The organism is Pseudomonas sp. P1.31, assembly GCF_001269815.1.
GTDB classification, from domain to species: domain Bacteria; phylum Pseudomonadota; class Gammaproteobacteria; order Pseudomonadales; family Pseudomonadaceae; genus Aquipseudomonas; species Aquipseudomonas rustica.
Genome location: NZ_LHVN01000032.1, coordinates 359,357 through 376,756, shown reverse-complemented (window position 1 = coordinate 376,756; position 17,400 = coordinate 359,357). Strand labels below are relative to the sequence as shown.

Here is a 17,400-nt window from a genome sequence, read left to right as displayed (position 1 = left end):
ATGCGAACGTGCCGTCGTGCTGTAACTGTTCTGGCTCTCAGCCTCGCGCCGCTTGCGGCGTGGGCTGCGGTTCCTGTGGTCGATGACAACTCCGGTTATAACAATAGCGGGAGCAGTTATCCGCCTGCAGGTTACGGTACGAACGGCGCCTATGCCGGGGGAGCGGCTTCGGCCCCTGCCTCGGCACAAGGCATGCTGTTCAACCAATTGCAACAGATGCAGGATCAGATCTCGCGCCAGCAAGGCGTGATTGAAGAACTGCAGAATCAGGTTGCGCGCATGAAGCAGGAATCCCTGGAGCGATACCAGGATCTTGATCGGCGCATAGGATCCGGTGCTGCACCTGCCGCGACTCCCGAGAATTCTTCTGCCGGTGGCGACGCAAGCGCTGCTGCCGGTGCTGCCGCTGGTGCAGGGGCTGCTGCTGCAGCAACCCAGGCGCCGGCTGCGGGTAGCGAACCGGCTGATCCGGCCAAAGAAAAGCTGTATTACGATGCCGCTTTCGACCTGATCAAAGCCAAGGATTTCGACAAGGCCAGCCAGGCTTTTGCCGCTTTCCTGCGCAAATACCCGAACAGCCAATACGCGGGCAACGCCCAGTACTGGTTGGGCGAAGTCAACCTGGCCAAAGGCGATCTGCAAGGTGCGGGTCAGGCTTTCGCCAAGGTTTCGCAGCTGTATCCCAAGCACGCCAAAGTGCCGGATTCGCTGTACAAGCTAGCTGATGTAGAGCGCCGCCTTGGTCACACCGACAAGGTCAAAGGCATTCTGCAGCAGGTGGTGGCCCAATATCCGGGTACCTCCGCCGCTCAGTTGGCCCAACGCGATCTGCAACGCATGTAAGGCCGTTTGACCTTTCAAGAAGAAACCCGCGCTTGTCGCGGGTTTTTTCGTTAGAATTCACGCCCTTTTTCTGAAACACGCTTCTTGCGGTCTACGCGTTGGCGGGATTGCCTGAAGTGCCTGACGGAGGCGGACAGCCTGTTTAGCTGTTACGCCCGTGGCGACTATGCAAGACACATTGAGAATCACCGAAGTTTTCTACTCTTTGCAGGGGGAAACGCGGACTGCCGGGCTGCCCACTGTTTTTGTGCGCCTGACCGGTTGCCCTTTGCGTTGCCAATACTGCGACAGCGCATACGCCTTCAGTGGCGGCACCGTGCGCAGCCTCGACGACATCCTCGAGCAAGTGGCCGGATTTCGTCCGCGCTACGTTTGTGTCACCGGCGGTGAGCCGCTGGCGCAACCCAATGCCATTCCTCTGCTTAAACAGTTGTGTGATGCCGGTTACGAGGTCTCGCTGGAAACCAGCGGCGCCCTCGACGTCTCGGCGGTCGATCAGCGCGTCAGTCGCGTGGTTGACCTGAAAACGCCGGGTTCGAAAGAAGCCCATCGCAACCGTTACGAAAATATCGAATTGCTGACCCCCAACGATCAGGTGAAGTTTGTCATCTGCTCGCGGGAAGACTATGACTGGGCGGTATCGAAACTGATTCAGTACGGGCTTGATCGACGTGCGGGCGAAGTGCTGTTTTCGCCAAGTCATCATGACCTCAATGCCAGGGATCTGGCGGACTGGGTGGTGGCAGACAACCTGCCAGTGCGGTTGCAACTGCAGCTGCATAAATATCTATGGAATGATGAGCCGGGGCGCTGATATGACTGAACAACTGAACACTAACGAAAAACGTGCGGTAATCCTGCTGTCCGGTGGTCTCGACTCGGCAACGGTCGTGGCCATGGCCCGTGCTGAAGGTTACGCCTGCTACACCATGAGCTTCGACTACGGTCAGCGCTCCCACGCCGAATTGCACGCCGCTGCACGCGTCGCCCGCGATTTGGGTGTGGTCGAGCACAAAGTGATTGGCCTGAACCTGAACGGCATGGGCGGCTCGGCCCTGACCGACACCAGCATCGACATTCCGGAAGAACTCGGCGAAGGCATTCCGGTGACCTACGTGCCGGCGCGCAACACGGTGTTCCTGTCGTTGGCATTGGGTTGGGCAGAAGTGCTTGGCGCGCGCGACATCTTTATCGGTGTCAACGCGGTGGACTATTCCGGTTACCCGGATTGCCGTCCCGAGTTCATCGAGTCGTTCGAGCGCATGGCCAACCTGGCAACCAAGGCTGGCGTGGAAGGCAATGGCTTCCGCATCCAGGCGCCGTTGCAGAACCTGAGCAAGGCGCAGATCGTCCAGGCCGGCGTGAAGCTGGGCGTTGATTATGGTCTCACCGTTTCCTGCTATCAGGCCGACGATGAAGGCCGCGCGTGCGCCAAATGCGACAGCTGCCGCCTGCGTGCGGAAGGCTTCGCGGCCGCTGGTGTGGACGACCCAACACCTTATTTTTGATTATTTTCAAAAAGGTGTTGAATAGTCCTTAAAAATCAGTATTATACGCGCCACCACACAGCGGGTCGTTAGCTCAGTTGGTAGAGCAGTTGGCTTTTAACCAATTGGTCGTAGGTTCGAATCCCACACGACCCACCATTTTTGGCGGTTTAGAAAATCCGGAAGGCCCACGCAAGTGAGGATTTCCGGGTTTTTTTTTGCCTGCAATTCGGCCCCGCGTCGTTTCGGTGTCAGCAGCGCTGACGCAGGTCAGAATGATCTTTTGTATCAACGGGATATTCTGTAGCCTTGCGCAGCTTCAATGCTGTCCGTGCCTGATAATACTCACTCTCCCGGCGGTACCCTCAAGCGGTCCGGAGCCGGGTGTATACTCGACTTTCGCGCGAACGCGCCTGCAGGTCTTGCGAACATGACGCAGATTTCCGAACGCCTTCTGGTTCAAGCCCACCTCGATGCCAAACAGCCCAAACCGCTGACGGCTGAGGAAGAGGCTTATTACCGTGCCGCCATCGCCGCCGAGCTCAAGGCTCAGGACGCGGTGCTGGTTGCCCACTTTTATTGCGACCCGGTGATTCAGGCTCTGGCCGAAGAAACCGGTGGTTGCGTGTCCGACTCCCTGGAAATGGCGCGCTTCGGCAACGCCCACCCGGCCAAGACCGTGGTGGTCGCCGGCGTGAAGTTCATGGGCGAGACCGCGAAGATTCTCAACCCGGAAAAACGCGTGCTGATGCCGACGCTTGAGGCAACCTGCTCGCTGGATCTGGGTTGCCCGGTCGATGAGTTCTCGGCGTTCTGCGATCAGCACCCGGAGCGTACGGTGGTGGTCTACGCCAACACCTCCGCTGCTGTTAAAGCACGAGCCGACTGGGTGGTGACATCGAGTTGCGCGCTGGAGATCGTCGAAAGCCTGATGGACAACGGCGAGACGATTATCTGGGGCCCTGACAAGCACCTGGGGACGTACATCCAGCGCAAGACTGGCGCCGACATGCTGTTGTGGGACGGTGCCTGTATCGTCCACGAGGAGTTCAAGTCCAAGCAGCTCGAAGACATGAAAGCGCTGTACCCGGACGCCGCGATTCTGGTGCACCCGGAGTCACCGACCTCGGTGATCGAGCTGGCAGACGCCGTGGGCTCGACCAGTCAGCTGATTGCCGCTGCACAGTCGTTGCCGAACAAGACGCTGATCGTTGCGACCGACCGTGGCATCTTCTACAAGATGCAGCAGCTGTGCCCGGACAAGGTCTTCATCGAGGCGCCAACCGCCGGTAACGGCGCAGCGTGCCGCAGTTGCGCACATTGCCCGTGGATGGCCATGAACACCCTTGAGCGCACGCTGAAGAGCTTGAAGGAAGGCACGAACGAGATCTTTGTCGATCCGGCGCTGATTCCGCAGGCGATTCGTCCGTTGAAGCGCATGCTCGACTTCACCCAGGCTGCACGGATGAAGCTCGCCGGTAACGCCTAAAAGCAAAAGATCGCAGCCTTCGGCAGCTCCTACATCGATCCCTGTAGGAGCTGCCGAAGGCTGCGATCTTTTTTTGTGGGCGCTTACTTTTGTTTCTTCGGGATTCGCACCACGCGCGTATCCGAATAGATGTCATGCCACGTGCGTTTCTGCTTGTCGTACAGCGACCAGAAAAAACCCAGTCCCACGCACAGCCACGACGCAATCGACACCATAAACCGCAACAGCGCCTGCCACAGGCTGATCGCGCTGCCATCCGCGTTTTGCACGCGAATCCCCCACACCTGCATGCCCAGTGTCTGCCCGCCGTGGGTCCAGAACTTGGCGAAGAAGGCGAACAACACCAATAGCAGGACGGTGGAGTACAGCGGATCGCCGTCCATTTTTCCGGCATCGGTCAGCACGCGCAGGCGTTCTTCGCCGATGATCGCGGCCTGGATCAGTTTGTAAATGAAACCGGTGACGATCAACAGTGCCGTGCACAGCAGAAAGTCATAGAACATCGCGGCCAGACGACGGCCCAGGCCAACGGCAGGAAAATCGCCCTGGGGAGTGAGCAGGTTTTTCGACATGGCAGCCTCTGGACGCGAAAGGAAGCGCCATTTTACGGGTTCGCGCGCACAAAAAAGCCCCTGATATCAATATCAGGGGCTTTTTCGTTACAGAAGATTAGGCTTCTGCTTGTACTTCGTCAGCCTGCATGCCTTTCTGGCCTTGCACAGCAACGAAAGTCACTTTCTGGCCTTCTTTCAGGCTCTTGAAGCCGTTGCCCTGAATGGCGCGGAAATGCACGAACAGATCCGGACCGCTTTCTGGAGTGATAAAACCAAAACCTTTCTCGTCGTTAAACCACTTGACGGTACCGCTCTGACGTGTGGACATTTCTTATTTCCTTTGACGCAAAAATTAATGACAGTCTCTTTCACATGAAAGAGTACTGGGGCTGGTTGCAGGAGAGTAAGAAGACGTCGAACGGGATGTAGCTAACTTGTAGGCTACTGCCCAGGTCACGATTCAAAGCTGACCCATGCAAACACAGTGAACAAACTCTACGCCAACTACGGGAGAAAAAACAAGCCCCCGTGAAGGCCCCGGTTTCCCTACGCTTGATGGCAATTAGTCAGTTCACTAGTGCGGCTTAGGCGATTCGCTTGTTCAATTGTTTTCGATCGTTATAAGCAAAGTTCATATTCGAATAGAAGGGTGGGAGATGCACTGTTTTATGGCGGTTGCGTTACACATTAGTGCACGTTTAACGCAACCGCGTTACTTATAGAAACAGTCAATCAACCACGGTAGTAGCGTTGCGGAACAAATGGCATTTTGCTTACAAGCATTGGCACCTTTTTCCCACGCACGATGGCCCATACGACGGTATCGATCGCGTTATAAGCCTTGTCGAGGTAACCCATCGCCAAAGGCCCGCCAAGAGTCGGGCCGAAACCACCGCTGCACACGTTGCCGATGATCTCGCCGGCTTCGTTGACGATTTCGGCGCCTTCGCGCACCGGGGTACGTTCTTGCGGCAGCAGGCCGACGCGTTTACGTGCGACGCCATTCTGTTGCTGTGCGAATACTTGCTCTGCACCCGGGAAACCACCGGCCCGCGTGCCGTCTGCACGACGGGGCTTGGAGATCGCCCACAACAGGCTGGCTTCGATCGGTGTGGTTTCGGTGTTCATGTCGTGACCGTACAAGCACAGGCCGGCTTCGAGGCGCAGCGAATCGCGGGCGCCGAGGCCGATGGCCTGGACTTCCGGTTCGGCGAGCAGGGCACGGGCGAGTTTTGCTGCATCGGCGGCAGGAACGGAGATTTCGAAACCGTCTTCACCGGTGTAGCCCGAGCGGCTGACGAAGCAGTCCACGCCCAGCAACGACACGCGGTTGAATTGCATGAAGGTCATCTTCGCGACTTCAGGTGCAAGGCGCGCCAGCACCGTAACGGCTGCCGGGCCTTGCAGCGCCAGCAGGGCGCGCTCTTCGAACAGCTCTGTAATGGTGCACTGGTCGCCGATGTGTTTTTGCAGATGGGCGAGATCCTGATCCTTGCACGCGGCGTTGACCACCAGGAACAGTTCGTCGTTGCCGAGGTTGGCGACCATCAGGTCATCGAGGATGCCGCCAGTCTCGTTGGTGAACATGGCGTAACGCTGCATGCCCACCGGCAGGTCCATTATATCCACCGGCACCAGGGTTTCCAGGGCTTTGGCGGCGTTGGCGCCGGTCAGGCGGATCTGGCCCATGTGCGAGACGTCGAACAGCCCGGCGTGTTCACGGGTGTGCTGGTGTTCTTTCATCACGCCGAGCGGGTATTGCACCGGCATGTCGTAGCCGGCGAACGGCACCATGCGGGCGCCGAGTTCGATGTGCAGCGCGTGAAGTGGAGTTTTCGACAGTTGTTCGGTGGACATGCGTGGCTCCTTGAAAATTTGGGTTGGGGTAAGGGCAAGATCAAGATCAAAAGCCCCTCACCCCAGCCCTCTCCCGGAGGGAGAGGGAGTTAGTTACGTTTCTCTCCCGGAGGGAGAGGGGGCTAAATGCGATCGTCTCCCTGAGGGAGGCGGAGTTAAATAGGTTCAGCATTCGATAATGTTGACCGCCAGACCGCCGCGCGCGGTCTCTTTGTATTTGCTTTTCATGTCGGCGCCGGTCTGACGCATGGTGCGGATGACTTTGTCGAGGGAGACGAAATGCTGGCCGTCGCCGCGCATGGCCATGCGCACCGCGTTGATGGCTTTCACCGAGCCCATCGCATTGCGCTCGATGCACGGCACCTGCACCAACCCGCCAATCGGATCGCAGGTGAGGCCGAGGTTGTGCTCCATGCCGATTTCTGCGGCGTTCTCGACTTGCTGAACACTGCCACCGAGCACTTCACACAACGCGCCGGCGGCCATAGAACAGGCCACGCCGACTTCACCCTGACAACCGACTTCGGCGCCGGAGATCGACGCGTTTTCCTTGTAGAGAATGCCGATGGCCGCAGCGGTCAGCAGAAACCGCACCACGCCGTCGTCATTCGCGCCGGGGATAAAACGCATGTAGTAATGCAGCACCGCCGGAATAATCCCCGCCGCGCCGTTGGTGGGTGCGGTGACCACGCGGCCGCCGTTGGCGTTTTCTTCATTGACGGCGAGTGCGTAAAGGTTGACCCAGTCGAGTACCGACAACGGATCGCGCAATGCTGATTCCGGGTTCTTGCACAGCTGCCGGTGCAACGCTGCCGCTCGGCGTTTGACTTTCAAACCACCGGGCAAAATACCTTCGTTACGGCATCCCGCAGCGACGCAATCCTGCATCACTTGCCAGATGTTCAGCAGGCCGGCGCGGGTTTCTGCTTCCGGGCGCCAGGCGCTTTCGTTGGTCAGCATCACTTGGCTGATCGACAGGCCATAGGTGGCGCAATGACCGAGCAAATCCTTGGCACTTTTGAACGGGAAGGTCAGCGGCGTGGCGTCTTCGACGATGCGATCGGCACCGGCCGCGTCTTCATCGACGACAAAACCACCACCGACCGAGTAGTACTCGCGGCTGCGGATCTGCAACCCGGCCGCATCGAAGGCGCGGAAGATCATGCCGTTGGGGTGATAGGCCAGCGGCTTGCGGATCATCGCCAGGTGTTCTTTCTCGTTGAACGCAATGCTGTGTTCACCGAGCAGGTTCAAGCGAGCGTTGCCGCGAATTTCTTGCAGGCGCGCGGCGACGGTTTCGGTATCAACGGTGTCCGGGTGTTCGCCTTCGAGGCCGAGCAGCACGGCTTTGTCGCTGCCGTGGCCTTTGCCAGTGGCACCGAGGGAACCGTATAACTCGACGCGAACGCTGGCGGTGGCCGTCAGCAGGTTTTCACGGCGTAAACCTTCGGCGAAACGCGCAGCAGCACGCATCGGGCCGACGGTGTGGGAGCTGGAGGGGCCGATGCCAATCTTGAACAGGTCGAACACGCTTAACGACATGAGTGGTTCTCCGGTTTCTTGTTATAGGAATTGGCGGATTTCACGGTTCGCCGCACTCCTTTGTAGGAGCTGAGCTTGCTCGCGAAAGCGGTGTGTCAGTCAACTTATTAGCTATCTGATACACCGTTTTCGCGAGCAAGCTCGGCTCCTACAGGGGTTTGCGGTGTGTGGGGGATCGATGGAACTGATCCCCCTACACGTTTAAGCGTAGCTTTCGATCGACGGGCAGGCGCAGACCAGGTTGCGGTCGCCGAAGACGTTGTCGACGCGACCGACCGGTGGCCAGTATTTGCCTTCAACCAACGATGCAACCGGGTAAACGGCTTGCTCGCGGCTGTACGGGTGCGTCCACTCGCCAACCAGTTCCGCTGCGGTGTGCGGAGCGTTTTTCAGTGGGTTGTCGTCCTTGTCCAGCGTGCCGTTTTCCACCGCGCGGATTTCTTCGCGGATGCGGATCATGGCGTCGCAGAAGCGATCCAGTTCTTCCTTGGATTCACTTTCGGTCGGCTCGATCATCAGCGTGCCGGCGACCGGGAACGACATGGTCGGGGCGTGGAAGCCGAAGTCGATCAGGCGCTTGGCGACGTCATCAACGCTGATGCCGCTGCTGTCTTTCAACGGACGCAGATCGAGGATGCACTCGTGCGCCACCAGGCCGTTGCTGCCGGTGTACAGCACTGGGTAGTGCTCTTCGAGGCGACGGGAAATGTAGTTGGCATTGAGGATCGCCAGCTGCGAAGCGCGCTTCAAACCGGCGCCGCCCATCATGCGAATGTACATCCAGGTGATCGGCAGAATGCTCGCGCTGCCGAACGGTGCCGCGCAGACCGCGCCTTCCTTGCGTTGCATCTGGCCGTGGCCAGGCAGGAACGGCGTCAGGTGCGACTTGACGCCAATCGGGCCGACGCCCGGGCCGCCACCGCCGTGCGGGATGCAGAATGTTTTGTGCAGGTTCAGGTGGGAGACGTCGCCGCCGAACTTGCCCGGTGCGCAGAGGCCGACCATCGCGTTCATGTTGGCGCCGTCGATGTACACCTGGCCGCCGTTGTCATGAATGATCCCGCAGATTTCGCGGATGCCTTCTTCGAACACGCCGTGGGTCGACGGGTAAGTGATCATCAGCGCGGCGAGGTGTTCGCGGTGCTCGATGGCTTTGGCGCGCAGGTCTTCGATGTCGACGTTGCCGCGGGCATCGCACGCAGTCACGACCACGCGCATGCCAGCCATGTTGGCGGTGGCCGGGTTGGTGCCGTGGGCGGACGACGGGATCAGGCAGATGTCGCGACGCTCATCGCCACGGCTCTGGTGATAAGCACGAATCGCCAACAGGCCAGCGTATTCACCTTGCGAACCGGCGTTCGGTTGCAGCGAGATCGCGTCGTAACCGGTGGCGGCGCAGAGCATCGCTTCCAGTTCGTCGGTCAGTTGCTGGTAACCGGCGCTTTGCGCGGCCGGGGCGAACGGGTGCAGCGCACCGAATTCAGCCCAGGTCACCGGGATCATTTCGCTGGCGGCGTTGAGCTTCATGGTGCACGAGCCCAACGGGATCATGGTGCGATCCAGGGCCAGATCCTTGTCTGCCAGTTTGCGCAGGTAGCGCATCAGCTCGGTTTCCGAGTGATAACGGTTGAACACCGGGTGGCTGAGGATTGGCGACTGGCGTACCAGTGAGGCTGGAATGGTGCTCTGTACCGAAGCGGCCAGCGCAGCGAAGTCCGGCAGAGTCTTGCCGTCGGCGAACAGGCCCCACAGGATTTCGATATCCGCCTGCGTGGTGGTTTCATCGATCGACAGGCCCAGACGCTGAGCGTCGATCACGCGCAGGTTGATCTGCGCAGCGTGCGCCTTGTCGTGCAGCGCGGCGGTTTGTGCGCCGGTGGCCACGGTCAGGGTGTCGAAGAAGCTCGCTTGTTCAACTGTCGCGCCCAACGCGGTCAGGCCCTTGGCCAGAATCGCGGTCAAGTGATGCACGCGGTTGGCGATCTGCGTCAGGCCTTTCGGGCCGTGGTAGACGGCGTACATGCTGGCGATGTTGGCCAGCAGCACTTGCGCGGTGCAGATGTTCGAGGTGGCCTTCTCGCGACGGATGTGTTGTTCGCGAGTTTGCATCGCCAGACGCAGGGCCGGCTTGCCGAAACGGTCAACCGAAACACCGACCAGACGGCCCGGCATATCACGCTTGAACGCATCTTTGGTGGAGAAGTAAGCCGCGTGCGGGCCACCGAAGCCCAGCGGCACGCCGAAGCGTTGTGCCGAACCGATGGCGACGTCAGCGCCGAACTCGCCCGGCGCGGTCAGCAGCGTCAGGGCCAGCAGGTCAGCAGCCACGGCGACCAGTGCGTTGGCGGCGTGGAAGCGTTCGGTCAGTTCGCGGTAGTCGAACACATCACCGTTGGCGGCCGGGTATTGCAGCAACGCGCCGAAGAACGGCGTCACGTCAGTCAGTTCACGCTCATCGCCCACAACCACGTCGATGCCCAGTGGCTCGGCACGGGTGCGCAGCACGTCGAGGGTTTGCGGGTGGCTGTGGCTCGAGGCGAAGAATTGGTGGCTGCCTTTGTTCTTGCTCAGGCGTTTGCAGAAGGTCATGGCTTCGGCAGCGGCGGTGGCTTCGTCGAGCAGCGAGGCGTTGGCGATCGGCAGACCGGTGAGGTCGCTGATCATGGTCTGGAAGTTCAGCAACGCTTCGAGACGGCCCTGGGAAATTTCCGGCTGGTACGGGGTGTAAGCGGTGTACCAGGCCGGATTTTCCAGCAGGTTACGCAGGATCGGCGACGGCGTGTGGCAGTTGTAGTAGCCCTGGCCGATGTAAGTCTTGAACAGCTGATTCTTGCCGGCGATGCCTTTGATCATCGCCAGAGCATCGGCTTCGCTGAGGCCGTCGTCCATGCCGAGCACGCTGGTGCCCTTGATGCTTTCCGGGATGACGCTGGCGCTCAGCGCTTCGAGCGAATCGAAGCCGAGGCTGTTGAGCATGGCTTGCTCGTCACCGGCGCGCGGGCCGATGTGACGGGCGATGAATTCGTTGGCGGTGCCAAGGTTTACTTGAGTCATGTCGGTGTTCCTCAGGCTTCGGCTTGGGCTTTGATCAGACGGTCGTACGCGTCCTGATCGAGCAGTTTGCCGACAGCGGCGGCGTCGCTTGGCTTGAAGCGGAAGAACCAGCCTTCGCCCAGCGGATCTTCGTTGACCAGTTCAGGGCTGCTGTCCAGCGCCGGGTTCACTTCCAATACTTCGCCGTCGAGAGGCATGTACACGCCGCTGGCGGCTTTCACCGATTCCACGGTGGCGGCTTCGGCGCCTTTGTCGTACGCCTGCAATTCAGGCAGTTGCACGAACACCACGTCGCCCAAGGCGTTCTGCGCGAAAGCGGTGATGCCGACAGTAACGCTGCCGTCAGCTTCGGTGCGCAGCCATTCGTGATCTTCAGTAAAACGCAACTCGCTCATGGAAACTCCTCAGGGGCCAGACTCGTCTGGTGGACGCGGTGGAAGGCTTGGGCAGGGAAGCCCTTTATTTATGAAGGGTTGATTAGCAAGAACGCGGCCAAGGTTGATTTATCTATATAAATCAATGATTTGAGTGATTTGGACGGATGTGAATCAGTGGTGTGTGTAGCGAAATCGCTACAGCACAGGGCGAGGAGAAAAGCTGAACCGGATCAAAGCCTTGCACAGCGGTGATCAGAGGAGGGTGTAACGACATCATTCCACTGTAGCGCTTTCAGTACAGGCGGAGGTCGCTTTTAAGCAGTAACTACAAATGTAGGATTGGAAACCCGGACTGTAGGAGCTGCCGAAGGCTGCGATCTTGTCCCGGCCAATACACATCCAAAGTCAACAGATCGCCGCCTCCGGCAACTCCTACAGAAAACAATCTGGAACACAGTTCAAAATGTAGGAGCAGAGCTTGCTCGCGAAAGCGGTCTGTCAGTCACCATTAATTGCAACTGAAAGGCCGCTTTCGCGAGCAAGCTCTGCTCCTACAAGCGCGCGGCGTCGGATTTGCTAAGTGTGCAAAAGGAGTTACGGTTTGTTGGGGATGCCGTACTTGCGCAACCGATGGGCGATAGCGGTATGCGAAGTCTGCAGGCGGCTCGCCAGTTGCCGGGTCGAGGGGTAGCTGACGTAGAGTTTTTCCAGCAGCGCTTTCTCGAACGATTCGACCGCTTGTTCTAGGCTGTCGACCTCGCTGTCGGTCTGCCGCGCCACCGAGGTGCCGGCGATGTCGAGGTCGCCGATGTCCACCAGACTGCTTTCGCAAATCGCCGCCGCGCGAAAGATCACGTTCTGCAATTGCCGCACATTGCCCGGCCAGCGATTGCCGAGCAGCGCCGGGTAAGTGCCCGGGGCGAGGCGGCAGACCGGGCGCTGAATCTGCGCGCAAGCCTGCTGCATGAAGTAGCGCGCCAGCAGCAGAATGTCCTGACCACGTTCACGCAGCGGCGGCACTTCCACGTTGAGCACGTTGAGGCGATAGAACAGATCCTCACGGAACGACCCTTCGCTGACCATTTTTTCCAGATCGCGGTGGGTCGCACTGAGGATGCGCACGTTGACCTTGACCTCACGATCACCGCCCACGCGACGGAAGCTGCCGTCATTCAAGAAGCGCAGCAATTTCGCCTGCAAGTACGGCGACATCTCGCCGATTTCATCGAGAAACACCGTGCCCTGGTTGGCCAGCTCCATCAGCCCCGGTTTGCCGCCACGCGCCGCACCGGTGAAGGCGCCGGGGGCGTAGCCGAACAGCTCGCTCTCGGCGAGGTTCTCCGGCAGCGCTGCGCAGTTCAGAGCAAGGAACGGCGCGTTGTGCCGCGCACTGATCGCGTGACAGGCGCGGGCAACCAATTCTTTGCCGGTACCGGTTTCGCCTTGAATCAACAGCGGTGCATCGAGGGCTGCCACGCGTTGAGCGCGGGCCTTGAGCGTACGGATCGCCGGGGATTCGCCGAGCAGCGCATCGAAACCTTCGGCGTGGTCGTGGTGCAGCGCCGAGAGCTGCTCGCCGATGCGGTTGGGTTGATACAACGTCAGCAGGGCGCCGGCGTCGGTGATTGGCGTGGCGTCGAGCAACAAGGTTTGACCGTTGACGGTGATTTCGCGCAGCGGCAGACGGAAGCCGTGTTCGAGCAGCGTGTCGAGCAGGCCGGGGTCGTTGAACAATTCGGAGACACTTTCGCCGGCCGGTTCGCGACCGTAGAGGGCGATCAGTGCCGGGTTGCCAAGGAGGACTTTGCCGGCGCTGTCGAGGGCTAAAACTGGATCGGTCATCGCCGCGAGCAAGGCATCGAGTTGCAAGTGCCGACGCTGGCCGGGGAGGATATCGACCACGGTCACCGCTTCCACGCCGAGCACGCGGAACAACGCATCTTTCAGCTCTTCGAGCACTGTCGGGCTCAGGGTTGGCGCGTCGATATAGACGTTCGGCGGGATCATCTCCACCGCATCCAGATTGAGGTTGCGCCCACCGAGGATAGCCAGGACTTCCTGGGTGATGCCAACGCGGTCGATGAAACTGACGTGGATACGCATGGGGCGGTTCAGTGATCTGCAGAGCGGAGGGTGGCAAGTATGCCTTGGGGCGGGCTAATGGTGAAATCTGTGTCTTGCGCTGATCGTTCCCATGCTCCGCGTGGGAATGCATCCCGTGACGCTCTGCGTCACAGCGGACGCGGAGCGTCCGTGGCGGCATTCCCACGCAGAGCGTGGGAACGATCAATCGATGTAGGAGCTGCCGAAGGCTGCGATCTTTTGATCTTGACGGTTACTCGAAATGCTCAGGATTAACCGGATCCCCGGACTGCATGTTCAGCTGCTTGCGGATGTCTTCAAACATCAGGTCGTAATGTTTGTGCACCGAGCCGATCTGGCTGTGTGTCTTGGGGATCCCGTATTTTTCGGCAATCCGGGTCACGTCGCGGGCGAAGTTGTAGGCCTCTTCCTTGGGCAGGAAAAACGTTTCCTTCATGTCCTTGCCCTGCATATTGCCGTGCAGGGTGAACTGTATCCCTTTGCCTTTCTGCGGATCGGTGAACACTTCATAGTCGAGGCAGACGTTGTAATTGACGTCATCGTCGGTCAACGCATGCCGCTCGATGTGCAAATGACCGGGTTCAAACTGGGCCATGAGGAACTCCTTTCAAGGCATGGAAAGAGGGCAGACCCTGGGCCTGCCCCCGCCGTTTCTAATTATCGGTAAGTGATGCCAGGCTTCGCTGTGGTCACGCGTGTACCGGCGGTGCCTTGGACAATCGCTTCGATGTCCGCCAGCGAACCGATCACCGCGACCTTGCCAGTATGGCGCGCAAATTCGCAGGCTGCCTGCACCTTTGGCCCCATGGAACCTGCGGCGAAACCGAGGCGCTCGAGTTCATCCGGATGCGCTTCGGCGATGCCTTTCTGCGTTGGTTTGCCGTAATCGATAAACGCCGCGTTGACGTCGGTGGCGATCACCAGCAGATCCGCTTCCAGTTGCTCGGCGAGCAGCGAAGAGCACAGATCTTTGTCGATCACCGCTTCGATACCCTTGAGGTTGCGGTTCTCGTCATACATGGTCGGAATCCCGCCACCCCCGGCGCAAATCACGATGCTGCCCTTGTCCAGCAACCACTTGATCGGGCGGATTTCGAAAATGCGTTTTGGTCGTGGGCTGGCCACCACGCGACGGTACTTATCGCCGTCCGGCGCAATCGCCCAGCCTTTTTCAGCGGCGAGTTTTTCCGCTTCGGCTTTGTCGTAAACCGGGCCGATCGGTTTGGTCGGGTTCTTGAACGCCGGGTCGTTGGCGTCGACTTCAACCTGGGTGAGGAGGGTGGCGAACGGCACTTCGAAGTCGAGCAGGTTGCCCAGTTCCTGTTCGATGATGTAGCCGATCATGCCTTCGGTTTCGGCACCGAGCACGTCCAGCGGGTAAGGAGTGACGGAGGTGTAGGCCGCCGCTTGCAGCGACAGCAGACCGACTTGCGGGCCATTGCCGTGGGCGATGACCAGTTGGTTGCCGGCATGGATTTTGGCGATTTGCTCGGTGGCGATGCGGATGTTGGCGCGCTGATTGTCAGCGGTCATCGGCTCACCACGGCGGAGCAGGGCGTTACCGCCCAGAGCTACGACGATACGCATGGTGCATGTCCTTTTCGTAGTGATCGTTCCCACACTCTGCGTGGGAATGCCGCCACGGACGCTCCGCGTCCGCTGTGACGCAGAGCGTCACGGGATGCATTCCCACGCGGGAGCGTGGGAACGATCATGGATAAGCAGTGGTTACAGATCAGCGAGGGTCGAGACCAGGATCGCCTTGATTGTGTGCATGCGGTTTTCCGCTTGCTCGAAGGCGATGCAGGCTGGGGACTCGAACACGTCGTCGGTCACTTCGATGCCGTTTTTCAGGTGTGGATACTGTTCGGCGATTTGCTTGCCGACTTTGGTATCACTGTTGTGGAATGCCGGCAGGCAGTGCATGAACTTGGTGCGCGGGTTGCCGGAGGCTTTCATCAGCTCGGCGTTGACCTGGTATGGCAGCAGTTGCTGGATACGCTCGGCCCAGGCTTCCACCGGCTCGCCCATCGACACCCAAACGTCGGTGTGGATGAAGTCGACGCCTTTGACCGCCGCTTTCGGGTCTTCGGTCAGGGTGATGCGTGCGCCACTTTCTTCGGCATATTTGTGGCAACGCTCGACCAGATCATCCAGTGGCCACAGGGCTTTTGGCGCGCAGATGCGCACGTCCATGCCGAGTTTGGCGCCGATCAGCAGCAGCGAGTTACCCATGTTGTTGCGCGCATCGCCAAGGTAGGCGTAGCTGATTTCGTGAATCGGCTTGTCGGCGTGCTCACGCATGGTCAGCACGTCGGCGATCATTTGTGTCGGGTGATATTCATCGGTCAGACCGTTGAACACAGGCACGCCAGCGAACTTGGCCAGCTCTTCGACGATCTCCTGTTTGAAGCCACGGTACTCGATGGCGTCGTACATGCGACCCAGCACGCGGGCTGTGTCTTTCATGCTTTCCTTGTGACCGATCTGCGAAGAGTTCGGGTCGATGTAGGTGACGTTGGCGCCTTGGTCATACGCCGCCACTTCGAACGCGCAACGGGTACGGGTCGAGGTTTTTTCGAAGATCAGGGCGATGTTGTTGCCCTTCAGATGTTGCTGCTCGGTGCCGGTGTACTTGGCGCGTTTGAGGTCGCGGGACAGGTCGAGCAGGTAACGCAGCTCACGTGGAGTGTGGTGTTCCAGGCTGAGCAGGTTACGGTTGTGAATGTTAAAAGCCATGATGGATCTCCTTCGGTGTCGGTTATCCCCCTGGCCGCACGTTGTAAGTGACGGCCAGGGCTCAGAGGTTTAGTAGTCGATTGCGTCGCGCACGATCGGGCAGGTCATGCAGTGGCCACCGCCACGGCCTCGGCCCAGTTCACCGGCGCTGATGGTGATGACTTCCACGCCGGCCTTGCGCAGCAGGGTGTTGGTGTAGGTGTTGCGGTCGTAGCCGATGACCACGCCCGGTTCCACGGCCACCACGTTGTTGCCGTCGTCCCATTGCTCGCGTTCAGCGGCGAAGCTGTTGCCGCCGGTTTCCACCACGCGCAACGCTTTCAGATTGAGGGCCTTGGCCACGGTGTCGAGGAAAGTGCCTTCTTCGCGGCGGATGTCGATGCCGCCCTGTTTGCCTTCGTCAGGTCGCAGGGTGAAGGCAACGATCTGATTGACCACTTCCGGGAAAATCGTTACGAGGTCGCGGTCGCAGAAGCTGAACACGGTGTCGAGGTGCATCGCCGCGCGGGATTTCGGCAGGCCGGCAACGATGACTTTTTCCACGGCTTTGTTCTTGAACAGGTTCAGCGCCAGTTGGCCGATGGCCTGACGGGACGAGCGCTCGCCCATACCGATCAACACCACGCCGTTGCCGATTGGCATGACGTCGCCGCCTTCAAGGGTGGAGCTGCCGTGATCCTTGTCCGGGTCGCCGTACCAGATTTCGAATTCGGCGTTGGTGAACTGTGGATGGAATTTGTAGATGGCGGTGGTCAGCAGGGTTTCCTGACGGCGCGCTGGCCAGTACATCGGGTTCAGCGTCACGCCACCGTAGATCCAGCAGGTGGTGTCGCGGGTGAACTGAGTGTTCGGCAGCGGCGGCAGAATGAAGCTGGAGTGGCCGAGGAAGTCGCGGAACATCTGGATGGTCTTGCCACCAAAGCTGTCCGGCAGATCATCAGCGGACACGCCGCCAATCAGGAACTCGGCGATGTGCCGTGGCTCGAGGCTTTTCAGCCAGGATTTGACTTCGTTGATCAGGCCCAGGCCCACCGAATCGGCGGTGACCTTGCGCTCAAGAATCCAGTCCAGCGCCTCGGGGATGGCGACGATGTCGGTCAGCAGGTTGTGCATTTCCAGCACATCGATGCCGCGCTCGCGCATCTTGGTGACGAAGTCGAAGTGGTCGCGCTTGGCCTGGGCAACCCAGAGCACGTCGTCGAACAGCAGCTCATCGCAGTTGTTCGGGGTCAGCCGCTGGTGGGCCAGACCTGGGGAGCAAACCATGACTTTGCGCAGTTTGCCGGCTTCGGAATGTACGCCGTACTTAACTTTTTCCGTGGTCATTTCAGTGATCCTCCAGATGACAAATTAGT

The 17,400-nt window shown here is 59.5% G+C and carries 15 protein-coding genes and 1 tRNA gene; 5 read left to right on the top strand and 11 right to left on the bottom strand.

The annotated features are described in order from the left end of the window. The 5 genes from ybgF to nadA all read left to right on the top strand — a co-directional run bounded on the left by ybgF (position 1) and on the right by nadA (position 3,819). On the top strand, positions 1-843 hold the full coding sequence (ybgF, locus tag AD669_RS20450) for a tol-pal system protein YbgF (protein WP_053123074.1): 843 nt from the start codon (positions 1-3) through the stop codon (positions 841-843). Positions 844-1,009: 166 nt separating this feature from the next. After that, complete coding sequence (gene queE, locus AD669_RS20445) at positions 1,010-1,657, top strand: 7-carboxy-7-deazaguanine synthase QueE (protein ID WP_053123072.1); 648 nt, start codon at positions 1,010-1,012, stop codon at positions 1,655-1,657. Position 1,658: 1 nt separating this feature from the next. Beyond that, complete coding sequence (gene queC, locus AD669_RS20440; RefSeq protein WP_053123071.1) at positions 1,659-2,351, top strand: 7-cyano-7-deazaguanine synthase QueC; 693 nt, start codon at positions 1,659-1,661, stop codon at positions 2,349-2,351. A 62-nt stretch (positions 2,352-2,413) separates the two neighbouring features. After that, a tRNA-Lys gene (locus AD669_RS20435) sits at positions 2,414-2,489 on the top strand. A gap of 271 nt (positions 2,490-2,760) precedes the next feature. Further along, a complete protein-coding gene (gene nadA / locus AD669_RS20430; RefSeq protein ID WP_008080237.1) occupies positions 2,761-3,819 on the top strand; it encodes a quinolinate synthase NadA in 1,059 nt (352 codons plus the stop codon). Positions 3,820-3,902: 83 nt separating this feature from the next. Here the strand turns inward: nadA and AD669_RS20425 are convergent, their stop codons facing one another. From AD669_RS20425 to arcA, 11 genes are all read right to left on the bottom strand, one after another. Continuing rightward, complete coding sequence (locus tag AD669_RS20425; RefSeq protein WP_053123069.1) at positions 3,903-4,391, bottom strand: RDD family protein; 489 nt, start codon at positions 4,389-4,391, stop codon at positions 3,903-3,905. A gap of 97 nt (positions 4,392-4,488) precedes the next feature. Then, entirely contained in the window at positions 4,489-4,701 is a 213-nt protein-coding gene (locus tag AD669_RS20420) for a cold-shock protein (protein WP_003227496.1), read from the bottom strand. A 404-nt stretch (positions 4,702-5,105) separates the two neighbouring features. Then, positions 5,106-6,230, bottom strand: a complete 1,125-nt coding sequence (gcvT, locus tag AD669_RS20415; RefSeq protein ID WP_053123068.1) for a glycine cleavage system aminomethyltransferase GcvT — start codon at positions 6,228-6,230, stop codon at positions 5,106-5,108. Positions 6,231-6,395: 165 nt separating this feature from the next. Further along, positions 6,396-7,772: an L-serine ammonia-lyase gene (locus AD669_RS20410; protein ID WP_053123066.1), complete on the bottom strand. Its 1,377-nt coding sequence runs from the start codon at positions 7,770-7,772 to the stop codon at positions 6,396-6,398. A gap of 201 nt (positions 7,773-7,973) precedes the next feature. Then, positions 7,974-10,826, bottom strand: coding sequence for an aminomethyl-transferring glycine dehydrogenase (gcvP, locus tag AD669_RS20405; RefSeq protein WP_053123063.1), 2,853 nt, complete (start codon positions 10,824-10,826; stop codon positions 7,974-7,976). Between the two features lie 11 nt (positions 10,827-10,837). Beyond that, positions 10,838-11,221: a glycine cleavage system protein GcvH gene (gcvH, locus tag AD669_RS20400; protein ID WP_053123061.1), complete on the bottom strand. Its 384-nt coding sequence runs from the start codon at positions 11,219-11,221 to the stop codon at positions 10,838-10,840. A gap of 576 nt (positions 11,222-11,797) precedes the next feature. Next, complete coding sequence (locus AD669_RS20395) at positions 11,798-13,306, bottom strand: sigma-54-dependent transcriptional regulator (protein WP_053123059.1); 1,509 nt, start codon at positions 13,304-13,306, stop codon at positions 11,798-11,800. A 232-nt stretch (positions 13,307-13,538) separates the two neighbouring features. Beyond that, complete coding sequence (locus AD669_RS20390; protein ID WP_053123058.1) at positions 13,539-13,901, bottom strand: DUF5064 family protein; 363 nt, start codon at positions 13,899-13,901, stop codon at positions 13,539-13,541. 62 nt (positions 13,902-13,963) lie between these two features. Next, positions 13,964-14,893, bottom strand: coding sequence for a carbamate kinase (arcC, locus tag AD669_RS20385; RefSeq protein WP_053123056.1), 930 nt, complete (start codon positions 14,891-14,893; stop codon positions 13,964-13,966). 141 nt (positions 14,894-15,034) lie between these two features. Continuing rightward, positions 15,035-16,045: an ornithine carbamoyltransferase gene (locus tag AD669_RS20380; protein WP_053123054.1), complete on the bottom strand. Its 1,011-nt coding sequence runs from the start codon at positions 16,043-16,045 to the stop codon at positions 15,035-15,037. Positions 16,046-16,114: 69 nt separating this feature from the next. Beyond that, a complete protein-coding gene (gene arcA / locus AD669_RS20375) occupies positions 16,115-17,371 on the bottom strand; it encodes an arginine deiminase (protein WP_053123052.1) in 1,257 nt (418 codons plus the stop codon). Positions 17,372-17,400 lie beyond the last annotated feature (29 nt).

Excerpts from the sequence above, each read along its gene's own strand:
- ybgF (WP_053123074.1), top strand. The coding sequence starts at position 1 with ATGCGAACGTGCCGTCGTGCTGTAACTGTTCTGGCTCTCAGCCTCGCG.
- queE (WP_053123072.1), top strand. The coding sequence starts at position 1,010 with ATGCAAGACACATTGAGAATCACCGAAGTTTTCTACTCTTTGCAGGGG.
- queC (WP_053123071.1), top strand. The coding sequence starts at position 1,659 with ATGACTGAACAACTGAACACTAACGAAAAACGTGCGGTAATCCTGCTG.
- nadA (WP_008080237.1), top strand. The coding sequence starts at position 2,761 with ATGACGCAGATTTCCGAACGCCTTCTGGTTCAAGCCCACCTCGATGCC.
- AD669_RS20425 (WP_053123069.1), bottom strand. The coding sequence starts at position 4,391 with ATGTCGAAAAACCTGCTCACTCCCCAGGGCGATTTTCCTGCCGTTGGC.
- AD669_RS20420 (WP_003227496.1), bottom strand. The coding sequence starts at position 4,701 with ATGTCCACACGTCAGAGCGGTACCGTCAAGTGGTTTAACGACGAGAAA.
- gcvT (WP_053123068.1), bottom strand. The coding sequence starts at position 6,230 with ATGTCCACCGAACAACTGTCGAAAACTCCACTTCACGCGCTGCACATC.
- AD669_RS20410 (WP_053123066.1), bottom strand. The coding sequence starts at position 7,772 with ATGTCGTTAAGCGTGTTCGACCTGTTCAAGATTGGCATCGGCCCCTCC.
- gcvP (WP_053123063.1), bottom strand. The coding sequence starts at position 10,826 with ATGACTCAAGTAAACCTTGGCACCGCCAACGAATTCATCGCCCGTCAC.
- gcvH (WP_053123061.1), bottom strand. The coding sequence starts at position 11,221 with ATGAGCGAGTTGCGTTTTACTGAAGATCACGAATGGCTGCGCACCGAA.
- AD669_RS20395 (WP_053123059.1), bottom strand. The coding sequence starts at position 13,306 with ATGCGTATCCACGTCAGTTTCATCGACCGCGTTGGCATCACCCAGGAA.
- AD669_RS20390 (WP_053123058.1), bottom strand. The coding sequence starts at position 13,901 with ATGGCCCAGTTTGAACCCGGTCATTTGCACATCGAGCGGCATGCGTTG.
- arcC (WP_053123056.1), bottom strand. The coding sequence starts at position 14,893 with ATGCGTATCGTCGTAGCTCTGGGCGGTAACGCCCTGCTCCGCCGTGGT.
- AD669_RS20380 (WP_053123054.1), bottom strand. The coding sequence starts at position 16,045 with ATGGCTTTTAACATTCACAACCGTAACCTGCTCAGCCTGGAACACCAC.
- arcA (WP_053123052.1), bottom strand. The coding sequence starts at position 17,371 with ATGACCACGGAAAAAGTTAAGTACGGCGTACATTCCGAAGCCGGCAAA.